This is a genomic window from Paraconexibacter sp. AEG42_29 (assembly GCF_040581415.1).
In the GTDB taxonomy this organism is placed as follows: Bacteria; Actinomycetota; Thermoleophilia; order Solirubrobacterales; family Solirubrobacteraceae; genus Paraconexibacter.
Map to the genome: position 1 here is coordinate 5,736,414 of NZ_CP114014.1, position 18,661 is coordinate 5,755,074.

Consider the following 18,661-nt stretch of genomic DNA (forward strand, 5'->3'; position numbering starts at 1 on the left):
CGCTCGGAGTGACCCGCATGGCGGATCCCGAACTGCGCGTGTGCTGCCGGCGAAGTCGCGTTCCTAGTAATGAGACCTTCTGAACACCCCATTCCGACGCACGTTGACCGATCACGTCGGCACGCTCGCCCTTGGGATGTAGGTACGAGTGCCGCCCAGCCCCTGACCCTGATGCCGTCCTAGGGGCATGGCGCTCGACTCAAGACGGAGCAGAGTCGCCCCGGGACAGCGCGCGCCTGTTCCTGAGCGCCGCCCCAGCGGGACCACTCGTCCGGCCCGCAACCTCACCAAGGCCGACATCATGACGGCCGCCGAGGTGGCCGAGCTGCTCACCGTGGCGCCGACCACGGTGTACGAGTGGGCGCGGACCGGGATGCTGCCGGCGATGCGCCGCGGGCGCGTGATCCGCTTCCGACGCTGGGAGATCGAGGAATGGATCGCCGGCGACGTGGATGCCCGCCGTCGCAACTGAGCGTTCATCGGAGAAACGAACTGCTAGTTGCGCTCGCGACCGCCGGTAGCGCGCGCCGCGTCAGTCGAAAAGTGCGGCCAGAACGGAGGGTTTGGTAGCCGATCGTGGTAGCGGACGGCCCGTACGCCGTACGAACAACCTTGTCTCAGAACGCGAAAAGCCCCGCAAATGCGAGGCTTTTCGGTCATGCCCCCGGAAGGAATCGAACCTTCAACCTTCGGATTAAGAGTCCGCTGCTCTGCCAATTGAGCTACAAGGGCGTGACGAGCAGTGTACCCCAGGAGGTCGGTCCGGCGCGGTGCCGCGCCGGACGGTCCTTTACGGGGCGGTGGTGGTGGTCGCGCCCTTGCTCGTGGACGTCGTCTTGCCGGTCGTCGTCGAGCCCGAGCCGGTGGTGGTGGCCTTGCCCGTGGTGACGGTCGGCGCGGGGGTGACCGGGACGGCCTCGGTCGGCGTGGCGGCGGGTGCGTCGGCACCCGCTGCCGCTGCGGCCTGCTGTGCGGCCGCCTGGGTGATCTGCGTCTTCAGGTTCTCGAGCGCGGACCGGACGGACTTACGGTCGGACGCGGGGCTGAGGGCGACGGCGCGGTCGATAGCGAGGTCGCCCTTGCGGGTCTGGCTCGCGAAGAACGCCAGCTGGGCGTACTGCTTGTAGAGGTCGGCCTCGGGGGGCTCGGTCTCATCGATGATCACGTCCATGACGGCGACCGCCTTCGCCGGCTGGTTCAGACCCGTCGAGCCGTACACGTTGATCATCTGCCGTGCGACCGACAGGTCGGTCTTCGGCGGGTTCAGCGCGGTGTAGCGGTCCCATGAGCGCGAGGCCTCGCGGAACTTGTCCAGCCCGTCCTTGTCCCCGTCGAAGGCACCCTGCACGCCGCCCTCGGCCAGCTGCAGCGACGCGAGGCGGGCCCATGCCGCTGCGTCCTTCGGGTTGACCTCGATTCTCTTCTCGACCTTGTCGATGTCCTTCGAGTAGCTCGTGTTCTGGACGGTCTGGTTGTCGCTCGAGAACGCGTCGAACAGGCCGCCGTTGGTGTTCCCGCCGATGCCGAACAGGACCAGACCGCCGCCCATGAGGATCGCCAAGGCGAGGTAGATGGTCTGGACCACTCGACGTCGGCCGCGGCCCCGCAGATCAAACAGCATGAGTCGAGGTTAGAGGTCTTTGTCGTGCGGCGGCGTCAGCACGGTGCTGTCGCCGGCGCCGGTCGTGTCGTCGACCGGGCCTGGCGGCTCGTCGAATCCCCACGGGTCATCGTCGTCGTCCGCGTCCGTGTCGTCGTCATCGCTGTCGGCGAACAGGTCGGGGCCGGAGCCGGACGGCTCCAGGTCGTCGTCGTCCTCGTCGTCCTCATCCTCGTCGTCGTCGAGGTCCCAGCGGCTGGGCCGCGCCCGCTGCTCCTTGCCGCGGTCCATGAAGAACGCCATGACGAGGCTCGCCTCGTAGAGGAAATACAGGATCAGGAACTCGATGATCATCGAGACCGGGTCGGTGCCCGGCAGGACCATCGCCAGGACGGCCGTCGCGACGATCGCGTAGCGCCGCCAGGCGCGGAGCTGCCGGACCGAGACGATCCCCGTGCGCGTGATGCCGAGCAGGAAGACCGGCAGCTGGAACACCAGCCCGATCGAGGCGAGCGTCAGGACGGCGAACTTGTAGTAGTCCTTCGCCTGGACGAGCACGTTGTACTGGTCGGCGTTGAAGTTCTGCAGGAACGCGGTCGCCGCCGGTAGGACAACGAAGTACCCGAAGGCCACCCCCGCCCCGAACAGCACCGGCACCATCGCCATCAGCGGCAGCGCGACCTTCTTCTCGTCCGGACTGAACGCGGGTAGGACGAACGCGTATAACTGGAACAGCAGGAGCGGCAGCGCGAACAGCAGCGCGAAGTACGCCGCGACGGTGATCGTCTGGGTGAACGGCTCACCGATCCCGATCGTGATCGGCTTGTTGACCGGCGCGCCCTTCGGGTACTTGGCGAAGGCCTTCTTGGCCGCCGCCAGCTGCTGCGTCAGGTCGGCGCGGGTCGCCGCATCGAGGTTCCGGTCCTGGATGAGCGTCGTCAGCTCGCGGATGTGGTTGCGCGCACCGTCCAGCGCGATCTGCCGGTTGACGAAGATCTGCCCCAGCGGCCCCTTGCCGTCCTGCGTGCGCTCCTCGGTCTGGGTGGCGAGCGGCTTGCCGATGAAATCGAGCAGCGCCTGGTTCTGCCAGGCGCAGACGACGAAGCTCACGACCAGGGTGATCACCATGATCACGAGACGCTTGCGCAGCTCGTCCAGGTGCTCGGTGAGGCTCAGCCGGTCTTCGTGACCGATGGGCTTGACGACGGTGGGCATAACGCGTGCGGCCGGCCGGAGCCGGGCCTAGCCGTCCAGGCCGGAGCTCTTGCCGACCGACGAGGACGACGTCGTCGAGGTGGACGACGGGGCGGGCGCGGTGCGCTCACCCGGCGGCAGCGCCGGCGGGTCGTCGTCCTCGTCGTCGCGGTCGTGCTTCGCCGTGACGGCCTCCTTGAAGTCCTTCAGCCCGCCACCGAGCTGCTTGCCCAGGCCGGGCAGCCGCTTGGGACCGAAGATGACCAGCAGGATGACAAGGAGGATGACGAGCTCGAGGGGACCGATGTTGGGCATGCGAAGCCTTCCGTACAGGGGTGAGAGGGAGCGTACCGGCCCGATGACTCAAGGCTCGGGACCCAGCGACCGATGAAGGGTCTGTCCCCAACCGGATATTCGCAATGAGCCGCCAACGAGATCACTCCCACTCCGTCCGCAAGGTCGTCCTGCCCTCCGGCAAGACCATCGAGATCGTGTCCTTCGAGGACCAGCTCGTCGACGGACTCACCCGTCCGGCCAAGCACGTGGCCCACGAGCTCGAGACCGAAGAGGCCCTGCACCACTGCGGGTCCTGCGCCTCGGATCTCGTCTACCCGCTCGACTGGAGCGAGGCCGGCGCGCGGCACTGGGAGGTCACCCTCCGCTGCCCCAACTGCGAGTGGATCGGCACCGGCGTCTTCGCGTCGGAGGCCGTCGAGCGCTTCGACGCGGAGCTCGACCGCGGCACCGAGTCGGTCATCAGCGACCTGCGCCGCATGATCCAGGCGAACATGGAAGACGACATCGAGCGTTTCGCAGCCGCGCTGCACGCCGGGTTCGTCCTGCCCGAAGACTTCTGAGAGGGAGGCGCCGGCCCTGAGACTTGCGGGACGCTGAGATGCGTCCCGCGAATCAGGCGTATCGCGCCGGGATACCGCCCGGCGCGCAGCGCTTAGGCGTATCGCGCAACCACCCCGTCGGCCACCAAGTCCAGCGCCGCGCGCTGGGTCTGAGGGAGGCCGGACGGAAGGTCTGCCTTGGCCTCCGCCACCAGCGCGAGCGCTTGGTCGCGGGCGGTCTCCAGAGCGCCGCACGCGTCGATGGCGTCGCACAGCGCCTCCGCGGCGGCCGGCGTGGTCACCGTCCGCAGATCGAGCCCGGCGATCGTCGGGTCCCGCTCGCGGGCGATCAGGAACGGCAGCGTCACCGTGCCGTCGAGCAGGTCGGTCCCGCGGTGCTTGCCCGTGCGCTCGGACGGACCGCTCACGTCGAGGACGTCGTCCAGCAGCTGGAACGCGAGCCCGATCCGGCGGCCGAACGCCTCGAGCTCCGCGGCGCGCGCGTCGTCGCCCCCGCCGGCCAGGACGCCGAGGACGCACGCCGCCTCGAACAGCCGGGCGGTCTTCAGCTCGCAGCGGTGGGCGTAGCGCTCGTACGCGACGGTGGTGTCCCAGGCATCGGCGCGCTGCAGCAGCTCACCCTCGGCGAGCGCCGACCCGGCGCGGGACAGGGCCCGCACCTGACGGGCATCGCCCGAGCGCACGAGCTCGCAGAACGCGTCGGCGAACAGCGCGTCACCGGTCGCGACGGCAGGGCCACGGCCGGCCGCCGCCCAGACCGTCGGCGCCCCGCGGCGCAGCGCCGCGGCGTCGAGGACGTCGTCGTGGACGAGCGTCGCGGAGTGCACGAGCTCGACCGCGGCGCCGGCGCGGACCAGTCCCTCGCCGGCGGGGTCCGCCCACGACTCCGGGGGGCCGGCGGCGACCAGGACCAGCAGCGGACGCAGGCGCTTGCCGCCGGCAGCGATCGTGCCGGACGCCCAGCCCGACAGCGGCTCGGGGTACGCGGCGGCGATCGCGCCCAGCCGGTCCTCGATCCGTCCCAGCAGGCCCGGGATGTGGGGTCCCGCCGCCGCGGCGATGGGCGCGGCCTCAGGGGCGATCGTCACTGCACTGAAGCAGCGGGCTTCTCGCCGACGTGCATCGCGATGATCCCGCCGGCGGTGAGGATGTAACGCACGTTGACGAGTCCGGCGTCCGACAGGCGGCCGGCGAGGTCGTGCGGCCCCGGCCAGCGCTTGACCGAGTTCGGCAGGTACTCGTAGGCCTCGGAGTCACCCGCGACCTTGCCGATCACCGGCACGACCCGGTCGAACCAGATGCGGAAGAACGTCGACAGCGGCGGCTTGGTCGGCGTCGTCATCTCCAGGACGACCACCTGGCCGCCGGGGCGGACGACCCGCGTCATCTCCCGCAGACCCTGGTCGAGGTCGGCGAAGTTGCGGGCGCCGAAACCGACCGTCGCGGCGTCGTAGCTGTCGTCCGCGTAGGAGAGCGCGAGCGCGTCCCCCCACTCGAAGGACAGCTGCGGCGCCTTCTTGCGGGCGTGGACCAGCATCTGCTCGGAGAAGTCCGAGCCGATGACCGTGCCACCGGCGCCGACCCGGCCGGCCAGCTCGATGGCGAGGTCGCCCGTGCCCGTCGCCACGTCGAGGACGCTGCTGCCAGGGCCCACCGCGGCAAGGTCCGCCGCACGCGCGCGCCACTTGTGGTGCAGGCCCGCCGTCATCACCGAGTTCAGCAGGTCATAGAACCCGGCGATCCGGTCGAACATCGCCCGGACCTGCGGCGCCTCCAGGGTGCCTGGCTGCGCCGCGGTCTCGGTGGTCATTCTTCGGCTTTGAGCTGCGACAGGAACGTCACCATCGCGTTGAACTTGTCGGGCGCCTCTTGTTGCAGGGCGCTGAACGAGGGCATCGGGGCGGTCGGGTTGACGAGCGTCCGCGCGATGGCCTGCTTGGGCAGGTCCTTCGCGATCTCGGTCAGCTCGGGCCCGGGGCCGTCGTTGCCGTTCTCACCGAACTTGTGGCAGGCCTCGCAGCCGGACTGGGCCACGACCTGCTTGCCCTTCTCGAACTCCGCGACGAACGCGGGGCCCTGGTCGATGACCGCCTTCGGCGTCTCCATGTCGATCTGGGTCGGCGGGCCGGCCTCGGCACCCTTGAAGGTGAGGAAGCCCATCGCGCAGATGACGAAGATGCCGGTCGCCGTGGCGATCGGGCGACGCTCGGGACGACGCTCCGGGGAGCGGTCGTAGAACGGCAGCAGGAACAGCAGGATCATGCAGATCGTCGGCACGCCGATGGTGGCGAGCGGGACGAGCTCGGCGGGCTTGATGACCTTCAGCAGCTCGAAGAGGAAGAAGAAGTACCACTCCGGGCGGGGCGTGTACGTCGTCGTCGTCGGATCTGCCTTCGGGCCGAGCTCGGCACCGAGGACCAGCGACATGGTGATGATCGCCGCCATGACGACGACCGCCATCATGGAGTCCTTCGCGACGGCGTACGGGAAGAACGGCTTGCCGGCCGACTTCAGCGCCATGTACTCGCGGAGGTACGCCTCCTTCTCGCGCTGGTTCATGCGCGCTCCTCCTCAGGAGTGTCGTACGCCTCGGGGAGCTTCTGCCACGGCGGTGCCGTGGTCCCGAGCTTGGCGACGAGGTACAGGTGGGCGCCGATCAGCGCGCCGATGATGCCGGGCAGCAGCATCATGTGGATGGCGTAGAACCGGGACAGGGTGGTGGCCCCGAACTCCGGGCCGGCGCGCAGGAAGTCCGACAGGTACGGACCGACGAGCGGGCCGGTGCCGTTGATGTTCACGCCGACGACGGTCGCCCAGTAGGAGCGCTGGTCGAAGGGCAGCAGGTAGCCCGTGAAGGACATCGCCATCGTGAGGATCAACAGGACGACGCCGATGATCCAGTTCAGCTCGCGCGGGTACTTGTACGCGCCGAAGAAGAACGTCCTGGCCATGTGCAGGAAGATCAGGATCACCATCACGGACGAGCCCCACTTGTGCATGCCGTGCACGAACTCGCCGAGGAAGACGTTGTCGTTGATGTGGCGCATCGACTCGTACGCTCCACCGGCCGCGTCGGGCCGGTAGTACATCGCGAGGAAGACGCCGGTGACCGCCTGGCTGATGAAGGCGAACATCGTCGCCGAGCCGAGCGTGTAGAACCAGTTCGTGCCCTTGGGCACCTTGCGGAACATCATCCAGCGGGCGCCGCCGGACAGCGAGGTGCGCTCGTCGACCCAGTCGACGACCGAGATCCCGGCCTCGGCCGCGACCTCGAGGGGCTTCTGCTGCGGGACGCCCGGGCGCTTCGGGGCCGGCTTGGGGAAGCCGGGCGGGAGCGGCGGGGCTGGGAGCTTGAGCTTGGGCATGAGCTGTCCGAAGGTCAGGTGTTGGGGATCTTGCGAATGGACGGACGCGACGGGTACAGGTACTGCCCGACGCCGTCGAGCGGCTCGCCCGGGTCACGGGGCGAGAACCGGCGCAGCTCCTCGTTGACCGAGAAACGCGGGCCGATCTGCACCTGGCCGTTGCGGATCCGCGTGTAGAAGCGGTCGAGCGGACGGACCGGCGGCCCACCGTCTACGCGGCCGACGAAGTCGTACACGCCGCCGTGACACGGGCAGATGAAGCGCTGGGCCGCCGCGGTGAAGCGGACGGGGCAGCCGAGGTGCATGCAGCGGGTCGAGATGGCGACGAAGCCGTCGTACTCGTCCTTCTGCTTGCCGTCGATGGCGTCGTTGTGCGCACGCATGTAGACGGTCGACTTGCCGACGTCGCCGACGCCCTGGGAGATCTGGATCGTCTTCGGCACGTACGTGTCGTTCGGGAAGTCGGCGACCGGCCCGACGTCCTGCCACGACTGCTCGTGCTTCTCGAAGATCGGGCCCATGGCGAAGCCGAGGGACGGGAGGAGGAACGCGGACGCCGCGACGGCGCCGGCCGTGTGGGCCGAACCCGTCATGAAGCGTCGGCGCGTGACCGTCTCGCCCTCGAAGGCGCCCGGGATGCCCCGGTCGGCGGTGTACTTGCTTTTGGTGATCCTGCGGTCAGGCAAGGTGGTGCTCCTGGGAAGCCCTGCCGACGGCGTGTCGGAAGGGGTCGCTCCGTAGAGAAGGCCGTGGAACCTTATCGCTGAATAAGGCTACGCGGCCCTATGGTGCGTTCGCGCCAGTGCGGGCAAGCTGGCGCGCCGCATCCCGAAGAGCAGACGCTCCGGACGGATCGCCCGCGCGGGCGCTGTCGCGGGCCTGTGTCCAGGCCTCCCGCGGACCCTGGGCCACCGCCTGCGCCCCGGCGGCCCAGGCGGCCTCCGCGAGGTCCTCTGCACCGGTTGCATGGGCTTGTGCACCGAGCACGATGGTGTCGGCGAGCACGGCCACCGCGTCGAGGTCGCCGAGCTCCGCGAGGCGGGCTAAGCCGAGCGCGTAGAGCCGATCGCCGACGAGCAGGGCCAGGTCGGGGTCGTCCGTGGTGACGATCCGCGGCTGCGGCCGGACCGGGTTGTCCGTCCATTCGGCGGCGTGGGTGAGGTGGCCCTCGCGGACCGCCTCGACGATCTGCGCGTACTCGGGCGCGCGCCCCGGTCCTGCGGCGGCGACGTCGCCGTGGGGCGTCGGCGTGCCCACCGGCGGCGGGCCCACGGCCGCGGCGACGAGGCCCCCCTCGGCGTCGAGCGTGGCCGCGATGGCCTCGAGCGGACCGGTCATGCTCAGGCGCCCAGCTCGGCGAAGGCGGCGGCGGCCGCGTCGAGGGTCCGGTCCACGTGGTCCTGGGTGTGCGCGAGCGACGGGAACCACGCCTCGAACTGCGACGGCGGCGCGTAGACGCCGCGCGCCAGCAGGCCGCGGATCCAGGCGGCGTGCGCGTTCAGGTCGCAGGCCTGTGCTGTCGCGTAGTCGTGGATCGGCGTCTCGGAGAAGAAGACGGTGAGCAGGCCGGGGACGGAGACGATCTGCACCGGGATGTCGCCGGCGGCCTCCTGCAGCCCGCCGACGAGCGTCTCGGTCGTGGCGGCCAGCCGCAGGTACGCGGCCTCGTCCAGCAGCCGCAGGGTCGTGAGCCCGGCCGCGACGGCCAGCGGGTTGCCGCTCAGCGTGCCCGCCTGGTAGACCGGGCCGGCCGGGGCGACCTGCTCCATGATCTCGCGCGAGGCCCCGTACGCCGCCGCCGGGAGGCCGCCGCCGACGATCTTGCCGAGGACCGTCATGTCGGGGGTGACGCCCTCGCGCTCCTGCGCGCCGCCCGGGCCGACGCGGAAGCCGCTGATGACCTCGTCGAAGACCAGCAGCGCGCCTGTGGCGTCCGCCTGGTTGCGGAGCAGCTGCAGGAAGTCCTCGTACGGCGGGACGAGGCCCATGTTCGCCGGGTAGGGCTCAGCGAGGATCGCGGCGAACTCGTGCTCGCGGCAGGCCGCCACGACCGCCTCGCCGTCGTTCCAGGGGACGATCACGGTGTTCGCCGTGGCGCTGGCGCTGACGCCGGCGGACGCGGGGACGCCGGCCGTCGCCAGGCCGCTCCCGGCCTCCGCGAGCAGGCCGTCCAGGTGCCCGTGGTAGGCGCCGGCGAACTTCAGGAGCTTCTCGCGGCCGGTGACGGCGCGCGCGACGCGGATGGCGCTCATCGCCGCCTCGGTCCCGGACGAGGTCATCCGCAGCATGTCGATCGACGGGATCCGGCGAGCGACCTCCTCGGCGATCTCGACCTCGCCGAGCGTGGGCGCCCCGAAGGTCGTCCCGCGCGACGCCGCCTCGGTGACGGCGGCCAGGATCTCGGGGTGGGCGTGGCCGTGGATGAGCGGCCCCCACGAGCAGACGTAGTCGACGAAGCGGTTGCCGTCGACGTCGACGATCTCGGCGCCCTCCGCGCGCTCGATGAAGAGCGGGTCGCGGCCGATGGCGCGCATCGCCCGCACCGGGGAGTTGACGCCCCCGGGCAGGCGCTGGACGGCCCGCGCGTACAGCTCGGCGGACTTGGCGTCGGTCAGGGAGGCGGCCACGCCTGCGATCTTCGCAGAGCGTGGCCTGCGTCCCGAGCAACGTCAGACCTGGGCGTGCTCCCGTTCCCAGTTCTTGAAGTCGTCCGTGAAGTACAGCAGCCGGATCTTCTTGAACTCGGTCGACGAGTAGAGCGTCGCGCGATCGGTGATCCCGGTCGACTCGGCGATCGAGTCGAGCACGGCGTCGCACTCCTCCTTGGAGCGCCCGTGGGCCATCGTGAAGACGGAGTACTTCCAGTCCTCGTAGGTCGGGCGCTGGTAGCAGTGGCTGATGCCGCGGACGGCGGCCATCCGCGGGCCGAGCTCGTCGATCCGGTCCTCCGGGACCGCCCAGACGCCCATGCCGTTGGCGGAGAAGCCCGCGCGACGGTGGTAGAGGATCGCGGCGACGCGGCGCAGGATCCCGCGCTCCTGCATCTGCGCGAGGTGGTTAAGGAGCTCGTCCTGGGTCCAGCCGAGCTTCGCGGCGGCCTCGGCGTAGGGCTCGCTGACGACGGGCAGGTCGCCCTGCGTCGCGGTGATGACGTCGATGTCGGTCTGCGAGTAGGACTGCATCTGCAGCTCGATCGGAGCCTGCGCGACGCCCTCGGCGGACAGCGACTTCGTGTCGCCCTCCATCTCGAGGTCCATGCGGATCTTGAACAGCTGCAGGGTCGGGAGCTGGCGGATCGACTCCGCGCCGGTGAGCTCCTGCAGGACGTCGAGCGTCCCCTGCAGCCCGAGCTTTGAGTCCTGCTCGACCGCGAGCGTGAACCACATGTTGAACTCGTGGTTGCGCAGGTAGTTGTGGCTGACGCCGGGGTGCGAGTTGATGATCTTCGCGGGTGCCCACGGGTGCTCGGCGTCGACCTTCGCCGCGACCAGCATCGAGCCGTAGCCGAGCGCGCGCGTGTCGTAGATCGGCGTCACCTGGCGGATGATGCGGTCCTTGAGCAGGCGCGTGATGTCCGCGAGGACCTGCTCCTCCGGGATCCCGAGGACGTCGGCGACCCGTGCGTACGGGCGCTGCTCGAGCGGGAACGAGCCCTGCATCTGGTTGAGTAGCTTGCGATCGAGGTCGCTCAGCGGGACGGCGGCGCCGTCGTTGCGTGAGCGGATCTTGGGAACGGCTGTCTTGTCTACTGAAGCCATGAAGCGGCGTCCTTGGCGTGGTAGGTGATCACGATGTCCGCGCCGGCGCGGCGGATGGCGGTGAGCGTCTCGAGCACGACTGCGCGCTCGTCGATGTATCCGGCGGCGGCTGCGGCCTTGACCATCGCATACTCACCACTGACGTTATACGCGCAAACGGGCAGCCGGGACGCCTGCTTGACCCGCCAGATGACGTCCAGGTAGGGCAGCGCGGGCTTGACCATCAGGATGTCCGCCCCCTCCTCGACGTCCAGGAGCGACTCGCGGACGGCCTCGTCGCCGTTGGCGGGATCCATCTGGTAGCCGCGGCGGTCGCCGGCCGACGGCGTGGAGTCCGCCGCCTCGCGAAACGGGCCGTAGAACGCGCTGGCGAACTTCGACGAGTACGACATGATCGGCGTGTCGGTGAAGCCCGCCTCGTCGAGCGCGGCGCGGATCGCGCCGACCCGGCCGTCCATCATGTCGCTGGGGGCGACGACGTCCGCGCCGGCCTGGGCCTGGGCCACCGCGGTGCGGGCCAGCAGCGGCAGCGACGCGTCGTTGTCGACGGTGGTGATCCCCGCGGTGGTGGTGCACAGGATCCCGCAGTGCCCGTGGTCGGTGTACTCGCACAGACAGAGGTCGGCGACGACGAGCAGCTCGGGAACGTCCTGCTTGATCGCGCGGATCGCCTGCTGGACGATGCCGTCCGCCGCCCACGCCTGCGAGCCCTCCGCGTCCTTCTGCTCCGGGATGCCGAAGAGGATCACGCCGGCGACGCCGAGCCGCGCGCACTCGCGGGCCTCGGCCACCACCTCGTCCACCGAGAGGCGGTCGACCCCGGGCATCGCGCCGATCGGGCTGCGGCCGTCCTGCTCGTGGACGAAGAGCGGGAGCAGCAGGTCCCCGGCGGTGACCGCGGTCTCGCGGACGACGGCGCGCAGGGCCGGGGTGGCGCGCAGGCGCCGCAGGCGGGTGACGGGAAACGCCATGTCCGTACAGCGTAGTTGCGGGGACGCCCGGCGGAGGCGCGCGGGTAGCCTCACCGGTCGATGACCGCGAACGAGCTGCGCTCGCGCCGGGCCCTCGCCCAGGGTCTGCACCGTCCCGCCGGCCTCGACGCGGCGGGGGTCGTCCGGCGGCTGCTCGCGGTGCAGGGGCAGGAGCTGCGGTCCGCCCGCCGCGCGGTGCGGTCCCGGTCCCGCGGAACGACGGCTGCGGGCGTCGACCGGCTCCTGACGGAGGACCGGTCGCTGGTGGTGACGTGGGTGAACCGGGGCACGCTGCACCTGATCGACCGCGAGGACTACCCGTGGCTGCTGGGCCTGACCGGGCCGCCGTCCGTCGCCTTCAACCAGGCGCGGCTGCGGCAGGAGGGCGTGGCCGCGGGGGACGCCGAGCGCGGGGTCGCGGCGATCGTCGCTGCGCTGGCGGACGAGGGGCCGCTCACGCGTGCCGTCCTACGCGAGCGGCTCGAAGCCGCCAGCGTCCCGAACGCGGGGCAGGCGCTGGTGCACCTGCTGCTGCTGACCGGGCTGCGCGGGCTGACGGTCCGCGGGCCGGTCGTCAGCGCCGCGGGCCAGGCGTTCGCGCTGACGCAGGACTGGCTGGGGATCGAGCCGCCCGCGCCGCTGGCGGGGGACGCGCGGGACCGCGCGCTGGCCGAGCTCGCCCGGCGGTACCTGTCCGGGCACGGCCCGGCGACGGACGCCGACCTCGCGTTCTGGGCCGGGCTGCCGCGGCGGGATGCCCAGCGCGGACTGCAGCTGATCGCCACCGAGCTGACCGAGCTCGGGGACGGCTTCGTGGATCTCGCGCGGCGTCCGGACGCGGACGCCGCCGGCCGGCTGCAGCCGCGGCTGCTGGGCTCGTTCGACCCGGTCGTGATCGGCTGGAAGCGGCGTGACCTCGTGGTGGCACCCGAGCACCAGCCGGGGTGGTTCACGAAGAACGGGATCCTGCCGGCGTGCGCGCTGGTCCGCGGGCGGGCGGTCGCGGCGTGGTCGACGACTCGCGGGGGCGACCTTCAGCTGCGGCCGTACGCGGGTACGGCGCTGCCGGCGACGACTGTCGCGGCACTCGAGCGCGACTACGCGGGCCTGCAGCGCTTCGAGGCCGGGTAGCCAGCCCGCCCTCTGGTGCGTCAGCCCCGCCTTGCGTGCCACTCCTCGGAGGTCAGGGCGAAGATGTCGTGGTCCTCCCAGACCCCGTCGATCTGCAGGTAGCGGATCGCCGTCCCCTCGTGGCGGAAGCCGTTCTTCTCGACGACCCGCCGCGACCTCACGTTGCGCGGCATGATCGCCGGCTGGACGCGATGCAGGCCGGCGTGGTCGAACGCGAACTCGAGGACGAGCTCCAGGGCCGTGCTGGCGTGGCCGAGGCCGCAGGCGTCCTCGCTGATCCAGTAGCCGACGGTCGCGTTCTGCCAGGCCCCGCGCACGATGTTGCTCAGCGCGACGCGCCCGATCAGCCGCTCGGTCGCGTCGTCGTGGACGTGGACGACGGCGAACGCGAAGCCCAGGCCCGCGGTCCACGCGTCGCCGTCGAGCGTGATCTCGCGCGACTGCGCCGCCCGCGTGAAGAACGTCTCCTCGCGCACCGCCTCGAACGGCGCGAGGAAGTCGCGGTTCTGGATCCGCAGGGCCAGCAGGGCGTCGAGGTCGGCCCGGACGAACGGCCGCACCGCGGTCGGCCCCTCGGCGAGCCGGACCCGCGGGACCTGCAGCCTCACGTCCGCGCCCCGAAGCGCCGCAGGGCCAGCCGGGCCAGCACGCCGTAGGCGACGACCAGCAGGGCAAGGTGCAGCAGGGACTGCCCAAGCGCGGGATCCGCGTCGTTGAGCCCGGCGTCGAGCGCCTGCAGCGTGGGCTTGAAGGGGAACAGCGCGCCGACCACCTGCACCACGTCGTAGGCGGACGCGCTGATCGACCCGCTCGGGACGAGCGCCAGCGCGGCCACCGGCAGCGACAGCAGGAAGGCCAGCAGCGACGACGCGCGCACGTCGCGAGTCAGCGCGCCGATCGCGACGCCCATCGCGCCGAACCCGAGCGCCCCCGCCGCCAGCGCCGCCAGCCACAGCGGCGCACGCCCGAAGCGCACGTCCTGGAAGGTCGCCAGCAGCAACAGGAGCAGCAGGCCGATCACCGCCGCGACGAGCGCCCCCAGCAGGACCTTCTCCGCCACGAGCGCCGTCCGCCCGACGAGCCCGCGCACGAGCCGGCCGAACGCATGCTCCTCCCGTTCCAGCGCGAGCATCCCCGCCGCGACCAGCAGCCCGACGAACATCAGCGCGACCGTGACGGCCGCCGCGATCGCGTAGCCGTCGAGGGACGACGTGTTGCTGTCCCCGACCGTCTTCACCTTCACGGCGATCGGGTTCGAGATCGTCGACAGGACCGCGTCGGACAGGTCCAGGTTGTCGATCGCGAGCTGCGCGAAGCGCTGCACCCGCTCGACGCCCTCCCGCTGCTCGCTGCCTGCCGGCAGGCCCTTCGCGATCCCGTCCAGCACCTCGGCGGACCGCTTCAGCCCGAGCACGTCGAACTGCTGGCCCAGGAGCTTGAACCCGCCGCCCTGCAGCAGGATGCCGATGTACTGCCCGGCGACCTTCGTCAGCTCGTTCCCGAGCGCCTGGTTCGCCTTCGCCAGCTGGGCGTTGATCGTGTTCTCGACGTACCGCCGCTTGAGCGGGTTGTCGGCGGCGTAGTAGACCTCGAGCGTCGGCTTCTGCTTGCTGCCCGAGAGGCTGACCGCCGCCTGCAGCGCCTGGGTCACGTCGCCGGGGACGATCAGGGCGCCGACGGCCTCGCCCGACTCCACCTTCGCGAGCGCCTCCGCGCGGCTGTTCACGCGGATCGGGTCGATCGCCTCGAACAGCCGGTCGGCGTAGGTCGACGCGTCCAGCTTCTGGCCCCCGAGCGAGAAGCTGCCGCCGTCCGCCGGGACCTCGTTGAAGAACGCGACCTTGGGCTTGCTCGGCGGCCGGGACACGCCGTAGCCGACGGGCACGCCGATCACGATCGCGTACAGCGCCAGGAGCGCCAGCAGCAGCGGCGAGCGCCGCAGGATCTGCAGGTCCTTCACGAGCAGGAAGCGGAGCGCGCGCATCGGCGGTCAGTGGCCCCGCTCGCGGAGGAAGCGGACGAACGCCGCCTCGAAGTCGCGGGACTCGCCGACCTCGTCGGCCAGCTGGGCCGGCGTGCCGCCGAACAGCAGCTCGCCGTCGGCCAGGACGAGGACGCGGTCCGCGTAGCGCTCCGCCTCGCCGACGTTGTGCGTCGTGAAGACGACGGTCGTCCGCTGCTCCCGCGCCAGCCCGGACACGAACGCCCACAGCACCTCGCGCTGCCGCGGGTCCAGCGAGGAGGATGGCTCGTCCAGCAGCAGGACGGGTGGACCGGACAGCAGCCCGACCGCGATGTTCACGCGCTGCTGGTTGCCGCCGGACAGCGCGCCGAGCTCGTCCCCCGCGCGATCGGCGAGCCCGGTCTGCTCGAGCATCCGGGCGACGGTGGCCTCGACGTCGTCGACGCGCTCCAGGCGGGCGAACAGCCGCAGGTTCTCGGCGACGGACAGCTTCCGGTAGACCGCGGCCTGCTGCGGGACCCAGCCCACGTCGCGGACCCCGTGCGACACGGTCCCCGCGGTGGGCGGCAGCAGCCCCGCCAGGATCGACAGCAGCGTGGTCTTGCCGGCGCCGTTGGGGCCGATGACCGCGACGATCTCCCCGGGCTCGGCGGCGAAGCTCACCTCGCGGAGCGCGGTCCGGCCGCCGAAGCGCATGACGATGCCGTCGGCGGCGAGGAGACCGGTGGTCACACTCGAGAGGCTACCCGCCGCTCCCCGCGGGTGATCCGCTGTCACGATGGGCGCGTGTCCGACGGCCGCTCGACCCGCATCCTGTTCATCGGCGACCTGGTCGGCGGGCTCGGCCGGCGGACCCTGCTGGGCCTGCTGCCCCGTCTGCGCGAGCAGCACGAGCCGACGTTCGTCGTCGTCAACGGCGAGAACGTCGCGGGCGGACTGGGCATCACGCCGAAGATCGCGGACGAGCTGTTCGCCGCCGGCGTCGACGTCATCACGCTCGGCAACCACACGTACCACCGGCGGGAGATCTACTCCTACCTGGACGACAACGAGCGCATCCTGCGGCCCGCGAACTACCTCGCGAGCCAGCCGGGCCACGGCAGCTGCATCGTCGAGGTGGGCGGCGTCCGGCTGGGCGTCGTGAACCTGAGCGGGAACGTCTTCCTGCGCGCGGGGCGCCCGGCGTTCACCGAGATGGACGCGGTCCTCGGTCGCCTCGAGGGCAAGACCGACCACATCCTCGTCGACATGCACGCGGAGGCGACGAGCGAGAAGGTCGCGCTCGGCTGGTACCTCGACGGCGAGGTCACCGCGGTCGTGGGGACGCACACGCATGTCCCGACCGCCGACCTCCGCGTCCTGCCGAAGGGGACCGCGTACATCACCGACGTCGGCATGACCGGGCCCCGCGGCGGCGTCATCGGCGTCAAGCGCGAGCAGGCGATCGAGTCCCTGCGGACCCACATGAACGTCCGCTTCGAGACCTCCGAGGAGGACCCGTGGCTCATGGGCGTCCTGATCACCTGCGACCCGGACCGCCGCCACCGGGCCACGGCGATCGAGCAGCTGCTCGTCCCCTGGGACGGGTGAGCGCTGCCGTCAGGCGGCGGTGACGACCGGCGCCGGGACCATCGCCGGGTTCGCGTCCGGGTCGGCCCCGTCTGTCTCCTCCTCGTCCCCGAACGGCGCCAGCAGGGCGACCATGACGAGCGGGAAGAACCAGACGATGTAGAGGTAGAACCAGTGCGTCACACCCGCCTGCAGCGCGATCACGATCGCCGCCGCGCAGGCGGCCAGGCCCGTCATGTCCCGGCGCCGCGGCAGCACCGCGAGGCCGACCGCGAGCAGCACCGACAGCGCCTGCCACACGTGCTGCAGCCCGGGGATCTCGTACAGGCCCCAGATGGAGAACGGCGACCCGCGCGAGGTCTGGAAGCCGAGCGTGCGGTCGTACACGAGCGACGGCGACTGGCCGTGCCAGATGACCGGCAGCAGTGCGATCAGGGCCGTGATCCCGAACGCGACGCTGAACACGATGAACGTGCGGGCCCGCGAGCGCGCGGTGGTCGGAGCGTCCTCCGGGTCACCGGGACGGTGGCCCAGCGCATGCGTCGCGAACAGGGGTGCCACGGCCAGCGTCGCGAACTTCGTCAGCCCGCCGAGCGCGATGAAGACCGCGCGCCGGCCGGGTCTGGCCGCCGCGAGCAGCGCCGCGATCAGGAAGACCGAGACGAGCGCGTCGTTGCTGTTGCACATCTGCGCGTAGAACGTGAGCGGGAACGCGGCCCAGCAGTACGACAGGACGACCCCGAGTCCCGGCCCGCGGATCTGGCGCCCCAGCAGGAACAGCAGCAGCATGCAGAGCAGGTCGAACGCGACGGCCGCGCCGTGGGCGGCGGGCAGGTCGTCCCAGCGGCCGGACCAGCCCAGCGCCTGGGTGAACGGGATGTACGCCGCGTAGGCGACCGGCCCGTAGGTGTCCCCGTGCTCGTTGTCCTTCGGCCAGTTGCCGTAGAGCTTCTCGCCGCCCGTCAGCTTCTCGGCGCCGATGACGCCCGAGTAGCCCACGTCGATCACGTTCGAGTTGGTGATGTTCAGCCCGACGCGGAAGCCGACGAGGAACACGAGCCCGATCGCGAGCCAGGTGACCGGGATCGCGATCGGCGCCGCGCCGCGGCGGGGCGCGCCGGCCGCCGGTGGTCGCGAGACCACGCCGATCCACAGCATGCGCGCCAGCACGTAGGCGAGCAGGATGTACTCGCTCGGGACGCTGCGGTCGATCTGCGCGTCGTTGAAGTAGGCGACGCTGATCCCGAACGCGGCCAGGACCGACACGTCGAGCATCAGCCACGACGGCCGCCAGCGCCGGCGCGGCCCGAGGAACGGCAGCAGGAACGCGACCGTCATCGGGATCCAGACCCACGGCGAGTTGACCTTGCGGCCGAACGCGCCCGGGTAGCCGCGGGCCATCGACCAGGCGACCTTGTAGCCCGTGTAGGACTCCTGGACCTTCGCCGAGCGGTCCTCGATCGTGACCTGCCCGATCTCCCGCAGCGGCTTGGTCTTCGCGTAGTAGCTGATCTGCCAGCGCTGGCGGCCCTTCAGGAACACCCCGGGGTAGGCGCCGGGGTAGTCCTTCTTCATCTGGATGATCTCGGGGCGCTTGTCGGCCAGCGCCTGCGCCTGGTTGCCGGTGAGCCGGTGGCCGACGGGCGGCTGGTCCAGGGACGGCGGGGTCGTGAGCGCGTTCCCGTCCTCGGCCCCGGCGGGCTGGCCGGGGGCCGCCGTCGCGATCGGGGCGGAGTCCGCCGACGCCGGGCCGGCGACGAGCAGCAGCAGGAGCAGGACGGCCAGGAGCGCCGCCGGTAGCCGCCTCACCCCTTGAAGCTCCAGAGCTTGTTCCCCAGGAAGTTCAGGGGTGTCGCGGCGACGATCGCCACCGCCTGGGCCGGGACCTCGGCCAGATCGGCCCAGCTGACGAGGGCCTGCAGGATCCCGAAGCTGAACAGGAACGCGCCGACGCTGACGGTCAGGAAACGGGCGGCCTGGAAGCCCGCATGGCCCTCGGACGCGCCGAAGGTCCAGTGGCGGTTCCACCAGAAGTTGTTGATGACGCCGACCAGGAAGGCCAGCACCGCCGCGACCCGGTAGTCGACGTCGAGCGCGTGCACGGCGACGGTGAAGGTCGCCAGGTTGACGACGTAGCCACTCGCACCGACGGCGCCGAAGCGGACGAGCTCGAGCCAGTTCCCGGGGTGACGAAGACCGTGCCGGACGCGCAGATGGATGGGGAGCGGCGTCACGACCGCCTCGTCCGGCATC

General features: G+C 71.1%; 21 protein-coding genes and 1 tRNA gene. 4 read left to right on the forward strand and 18 right to left on the reverse strand.

The window, feature by feature from the left end; translation table 11 throughout:
* Positions 1-301 precede the first annotated feature (301 nt).
* Complete coding sequence (locus DSM112329_RS27150; protein WP_354699706.1) at positions 302-472, forward strand: helix-turn-helix domain-containing protein; 171 nt, start codon at positions 302-304, stop codon at positions 470-472.
* Between the two features lie 187 nt (positions 473-659).
* Here the strand turns inward: DSM112329_RS27150 and DSM112329_RS27155 are convergent.
* From DSM112329_RS27155 to DSM112329_RS27170, 4 genes are all read right to left on the reverse strand, one after another.
* Positions 660-732, reverse strand: a tRNA-Lys gene (locus DSM112329_RS27155).
* 58 nt (positions 733-790) lie between these two features.
* Positions 791-1,621, reverse strand: a complete 831-nt coding sequence (locus DSM112329_RS27160) for a hypothetical protein (protein WP_354699707.1) — start codon at positions 1,619-1,621, stop codon at positions 791-793.
* 9 nt (positions 1,622-1,630) lie between these two features.
* A complete protein-coding gene (tatC, locus tag DSM112329_RS27165) occupies positions 1,631-2,815 on the reverse strand; it encodes a twin-arginine translocase subunit TatC (protein ID WP_354699708.1) in 1,185 nt (394 codons plus the stop codon).
* A 27-nt stretch (positions 2,816-2,842) separates the two neighbouring features.
* Entirely contained in the window at positions 2,843-3,109 is a 267-nt protein-coding gene (locus DSM112329_RS27170) for a twin-arginine translocase TatA/TatE family subunit (RefSeq protein WP_354699709.1), read from the reverse strand.
* Between the two features lie 104 nt (positions 3,110-3,213).
* On the opposite strand from DSM112329_RS27170, the gene DSM112329_RS27175 reads away from it, so the two are divergent.
* Positions 3,214-3,651, forward strand: coding sequence for a hypothetical protein (locus DSM112329_RS27175; RefSeq protein WP_354699710.1), 438 nt, complete (start codon positions 3,214-3,216; stop codon positions 3,649-3,651).
* 92 nt (positions 3,652-3,743) lie between these two features.
* On the opposite strand, the gene DSM112329_RS27180 is transcribed toward DSM112329_RS27175, so the two are convergent.
* The 9 genes from DSM112329_RS27180 to hemB all read right to left on the reverse strand — a co-directional run bounded on the left by DSM112329_RS27180 (position 3,744) and on the right by hemB (position 11,745).
* Positions 3,744-4,739 carry a polyprenyl synthetase family protein gene (locus DSM112329_RS27180; protein ID WP_354699711.1) on the reverse strand — a complete coding sequence of 332 codons (996 nt, stop codon included), beginning with the start codon at positions 4,737-4,739 and terminating at the stop codon, positions 3,744-3,746.
* Complete coding sequence (gene ubiE / locus DSM112329_RS27185) at positions 4,736-5,461, reverse strand: bifunctional demethylmenaquinone methyltransferase/2-methoxy-6-polyprenyl-1,4-benzoquinol methylase UbiE (protein WP_354699712.1); 726 nt, start codon at positions 5,459-5,461, stop codon at positions 4,736-4,738. The genes DSM112329_RS27180 and ubiE overlap by 4 nt, the downstream gene beginning before the upstream one ends.
* Entirely contained in the window at positions 5,458-6,210 is a 753-nt protein-coding gene (locus DSM112329_RS27190; RefSeq protein WP_354699713.1) for a c-type cytochrome, read from the reverse strand. The genes ubiE and DSM112329_RS27190 overlap by 4 nt, the downstream gene beginning before the upstream one ends.
* A complete protein-coding gene (locus DSM112329_RS27195; RefSeq protein ID WP_354699714.1) occupies positions 6,207-7,016 on the reverse strand; it encodes a cytochrome b N-terminal domain-containing protein in 810 nt (269 codons plus the stop codon). Before DSM112329_RS27195 ends, DSM112329_RS27190 begins: the two co-directional genes overlap by 4 nt.
* A gap of 14 nt (positions 7,017-7,030) precedes the next feature.
* Complete coding sequence (locus tag DSM112329_RS27200) at positions 7,031-7,702, reverse strand: ubiquinol-cytochrome c reductase iron-sulfur subunit (RefSeq protein WP_354699715.1); 672 nt, start codon at positions 7,700-7,702, stop codon at positions 7,031-7,033.
* A 97-nt stretch (positions 7,703-7,799) separates the two neighbouring features.
* Complete coding sequence (locus DSM112329_RS27205; protein WP_354699716.1) at positions 7,800-8,354, reverse strand: hypothetical protein; 555 nt, start codon at positions 8,352-8,354, stop codon at positions 7,800-7,802.
* Positions 8,355-8,356: 2 nt separating this feature from the next.
* Entirely contained in the window at positions 8,357-9,643 is a 1,287-nt protein-coding gene (hemL, locus tag DSM112329_RS27210; protein WP_354699717.1) for a glutamate-1-semialdehyde 2,1-aminomutase, read from the reverse strand.
* A gap of 42 nt (positions 9,644-9,685) precedes the next feature.
* Positions 9,686-10,774 carry an Lrp/AsnC family transcriptional regulator gene (locus DSM112329_RS27215; RefSeq protein ID WP_354699718.1) on the reverse strand — a complete coding sequence of 363 codons (1,089 nt, stop codon included), beginning with the start codon at positions 10,772-10,774 and terminating at the stop codon, positions 9,686-9,688.
* Complete coding sequence (gene hemB, locus DSM112329_RS27220) at positions 10,762-11,745, reverse strand: porphobilinogen synthase (protein ID WP_354699719.1); 984 nt, start codon at positions 11,743-11,745, stop codon at positions 10,762-10,764. The genes DSM112329_RS27215 and hemB overlap by 13 nt, the downstream gene beginning before the upstream one ends.
* Before the next feature lie 60 nt (positions 11,746-11,805).
* On the opposite strand from hemB, the gene DSM112329_RS27225 reads away from it, so the two are divergent.
* Positions 11,806-12,876, forward strand: a complete 1,071-nt coding sequence (locus DSM112329_RS27225; RefSeq protein ID WP_354699720.1) for a winged helix DNA-binding domain-containing protein — start codon at positions 11,806-11,808, stop codon at positions 12,874-12,876.
* Between the two features lie 20 nt (positions 12,877-12,896).
* On the opposite strand, the gene DSM112329_RS27230 is transcribed toward DSM112329_RS27225, so the two are convergent.
* Genes DSM112329_RS27230 through DSM112329_RS27240 form a run of 3 tightly spaced genes read right to left on the reverse strand, consistent with a single transcriptional unit; the run spans position 12,897 to position 15,571 of the window.
* Positions 12,897-13,484, reverse strand: coding sequence for a GNAT family protein (locus tag DSM112329_RS27230; RefSeq protein WP_354699721.1), 588 nt, complete (start codon positions 13,482-13,484; stop codon positions 12,897-12,899).
* Entirely contained in the window at positions 13,481-14,860 is a 1,380-nt protein-coding gene (locus tag DSM112329_RS27235; protein ID WP_354699722.1) for an ABC transporter permease, read from the reverse strand. Before DSM112329_RS27235 ends, DSM112329_RS27230 begins: the two co-directional genes overlap by 4 nt.
* Before the next feature lie 6 nt (positions 14,861-14,866).
* Entirely contained in the window at positions 14,867-15,571 is a 705-nt protein-coding gene (locus tag DSM112329_RS27240; protein WP_354699723.1) for an ABC transporter ATP-binding protein, read from the reverse strand.
* A 54-nt stretch (positions 15,572-15,625) separates the two neighbouring features.
* On the opposite strand from DSM112329_RS27240, the gene DSM112329_RS27245 reads away from it, so the two are divergent.
* The gene (locus DSM112329_RS27245; RefSeq protein WP_354699724.1) at positions 15,626-16,429 is read left to right on the forward strand and encodes a TIGR00282 family metallophosphoesterase; all 804 of its coding nucleotides are present in this window, start codon (positions 15,626-15,628) and stop codon (positions 16,427-16,429) included.
* A gap of 9 nt (positions 16,430-16,438) precedes the next feature.
* Here DSM112329_RS27245 and DSM112329_RS27250 read toward each other — a convergent pair whose 3' ends face one another.
* Entirely contained in the window at positions 16,439-18,217 is a 1,779-nt protein-coding gene (locus tag DSM112329_RS27250) for a hypothetical protein (RefSeq protein WP_354699725.1), read from the reverse strand.
* Positions 18,214-18,660 carry a GtrA family protein gene (locus DSM112329_RS27255; RefSeq protein ID WP_354699726.1) on the reverse strand — a complete coding sequence of 149 codons (447 nt, stop codon included), beginning with the start codon at positions 18,658-18,660 and terminating at the stop codon, positions 18,214-18,216. Before DSM112329_RS27255 ends, DSM112329_RS27250 begins: the two co-directional genes overlap by 4 nt.
* Position 18,661: the final 1 nt, after the last annotated feature.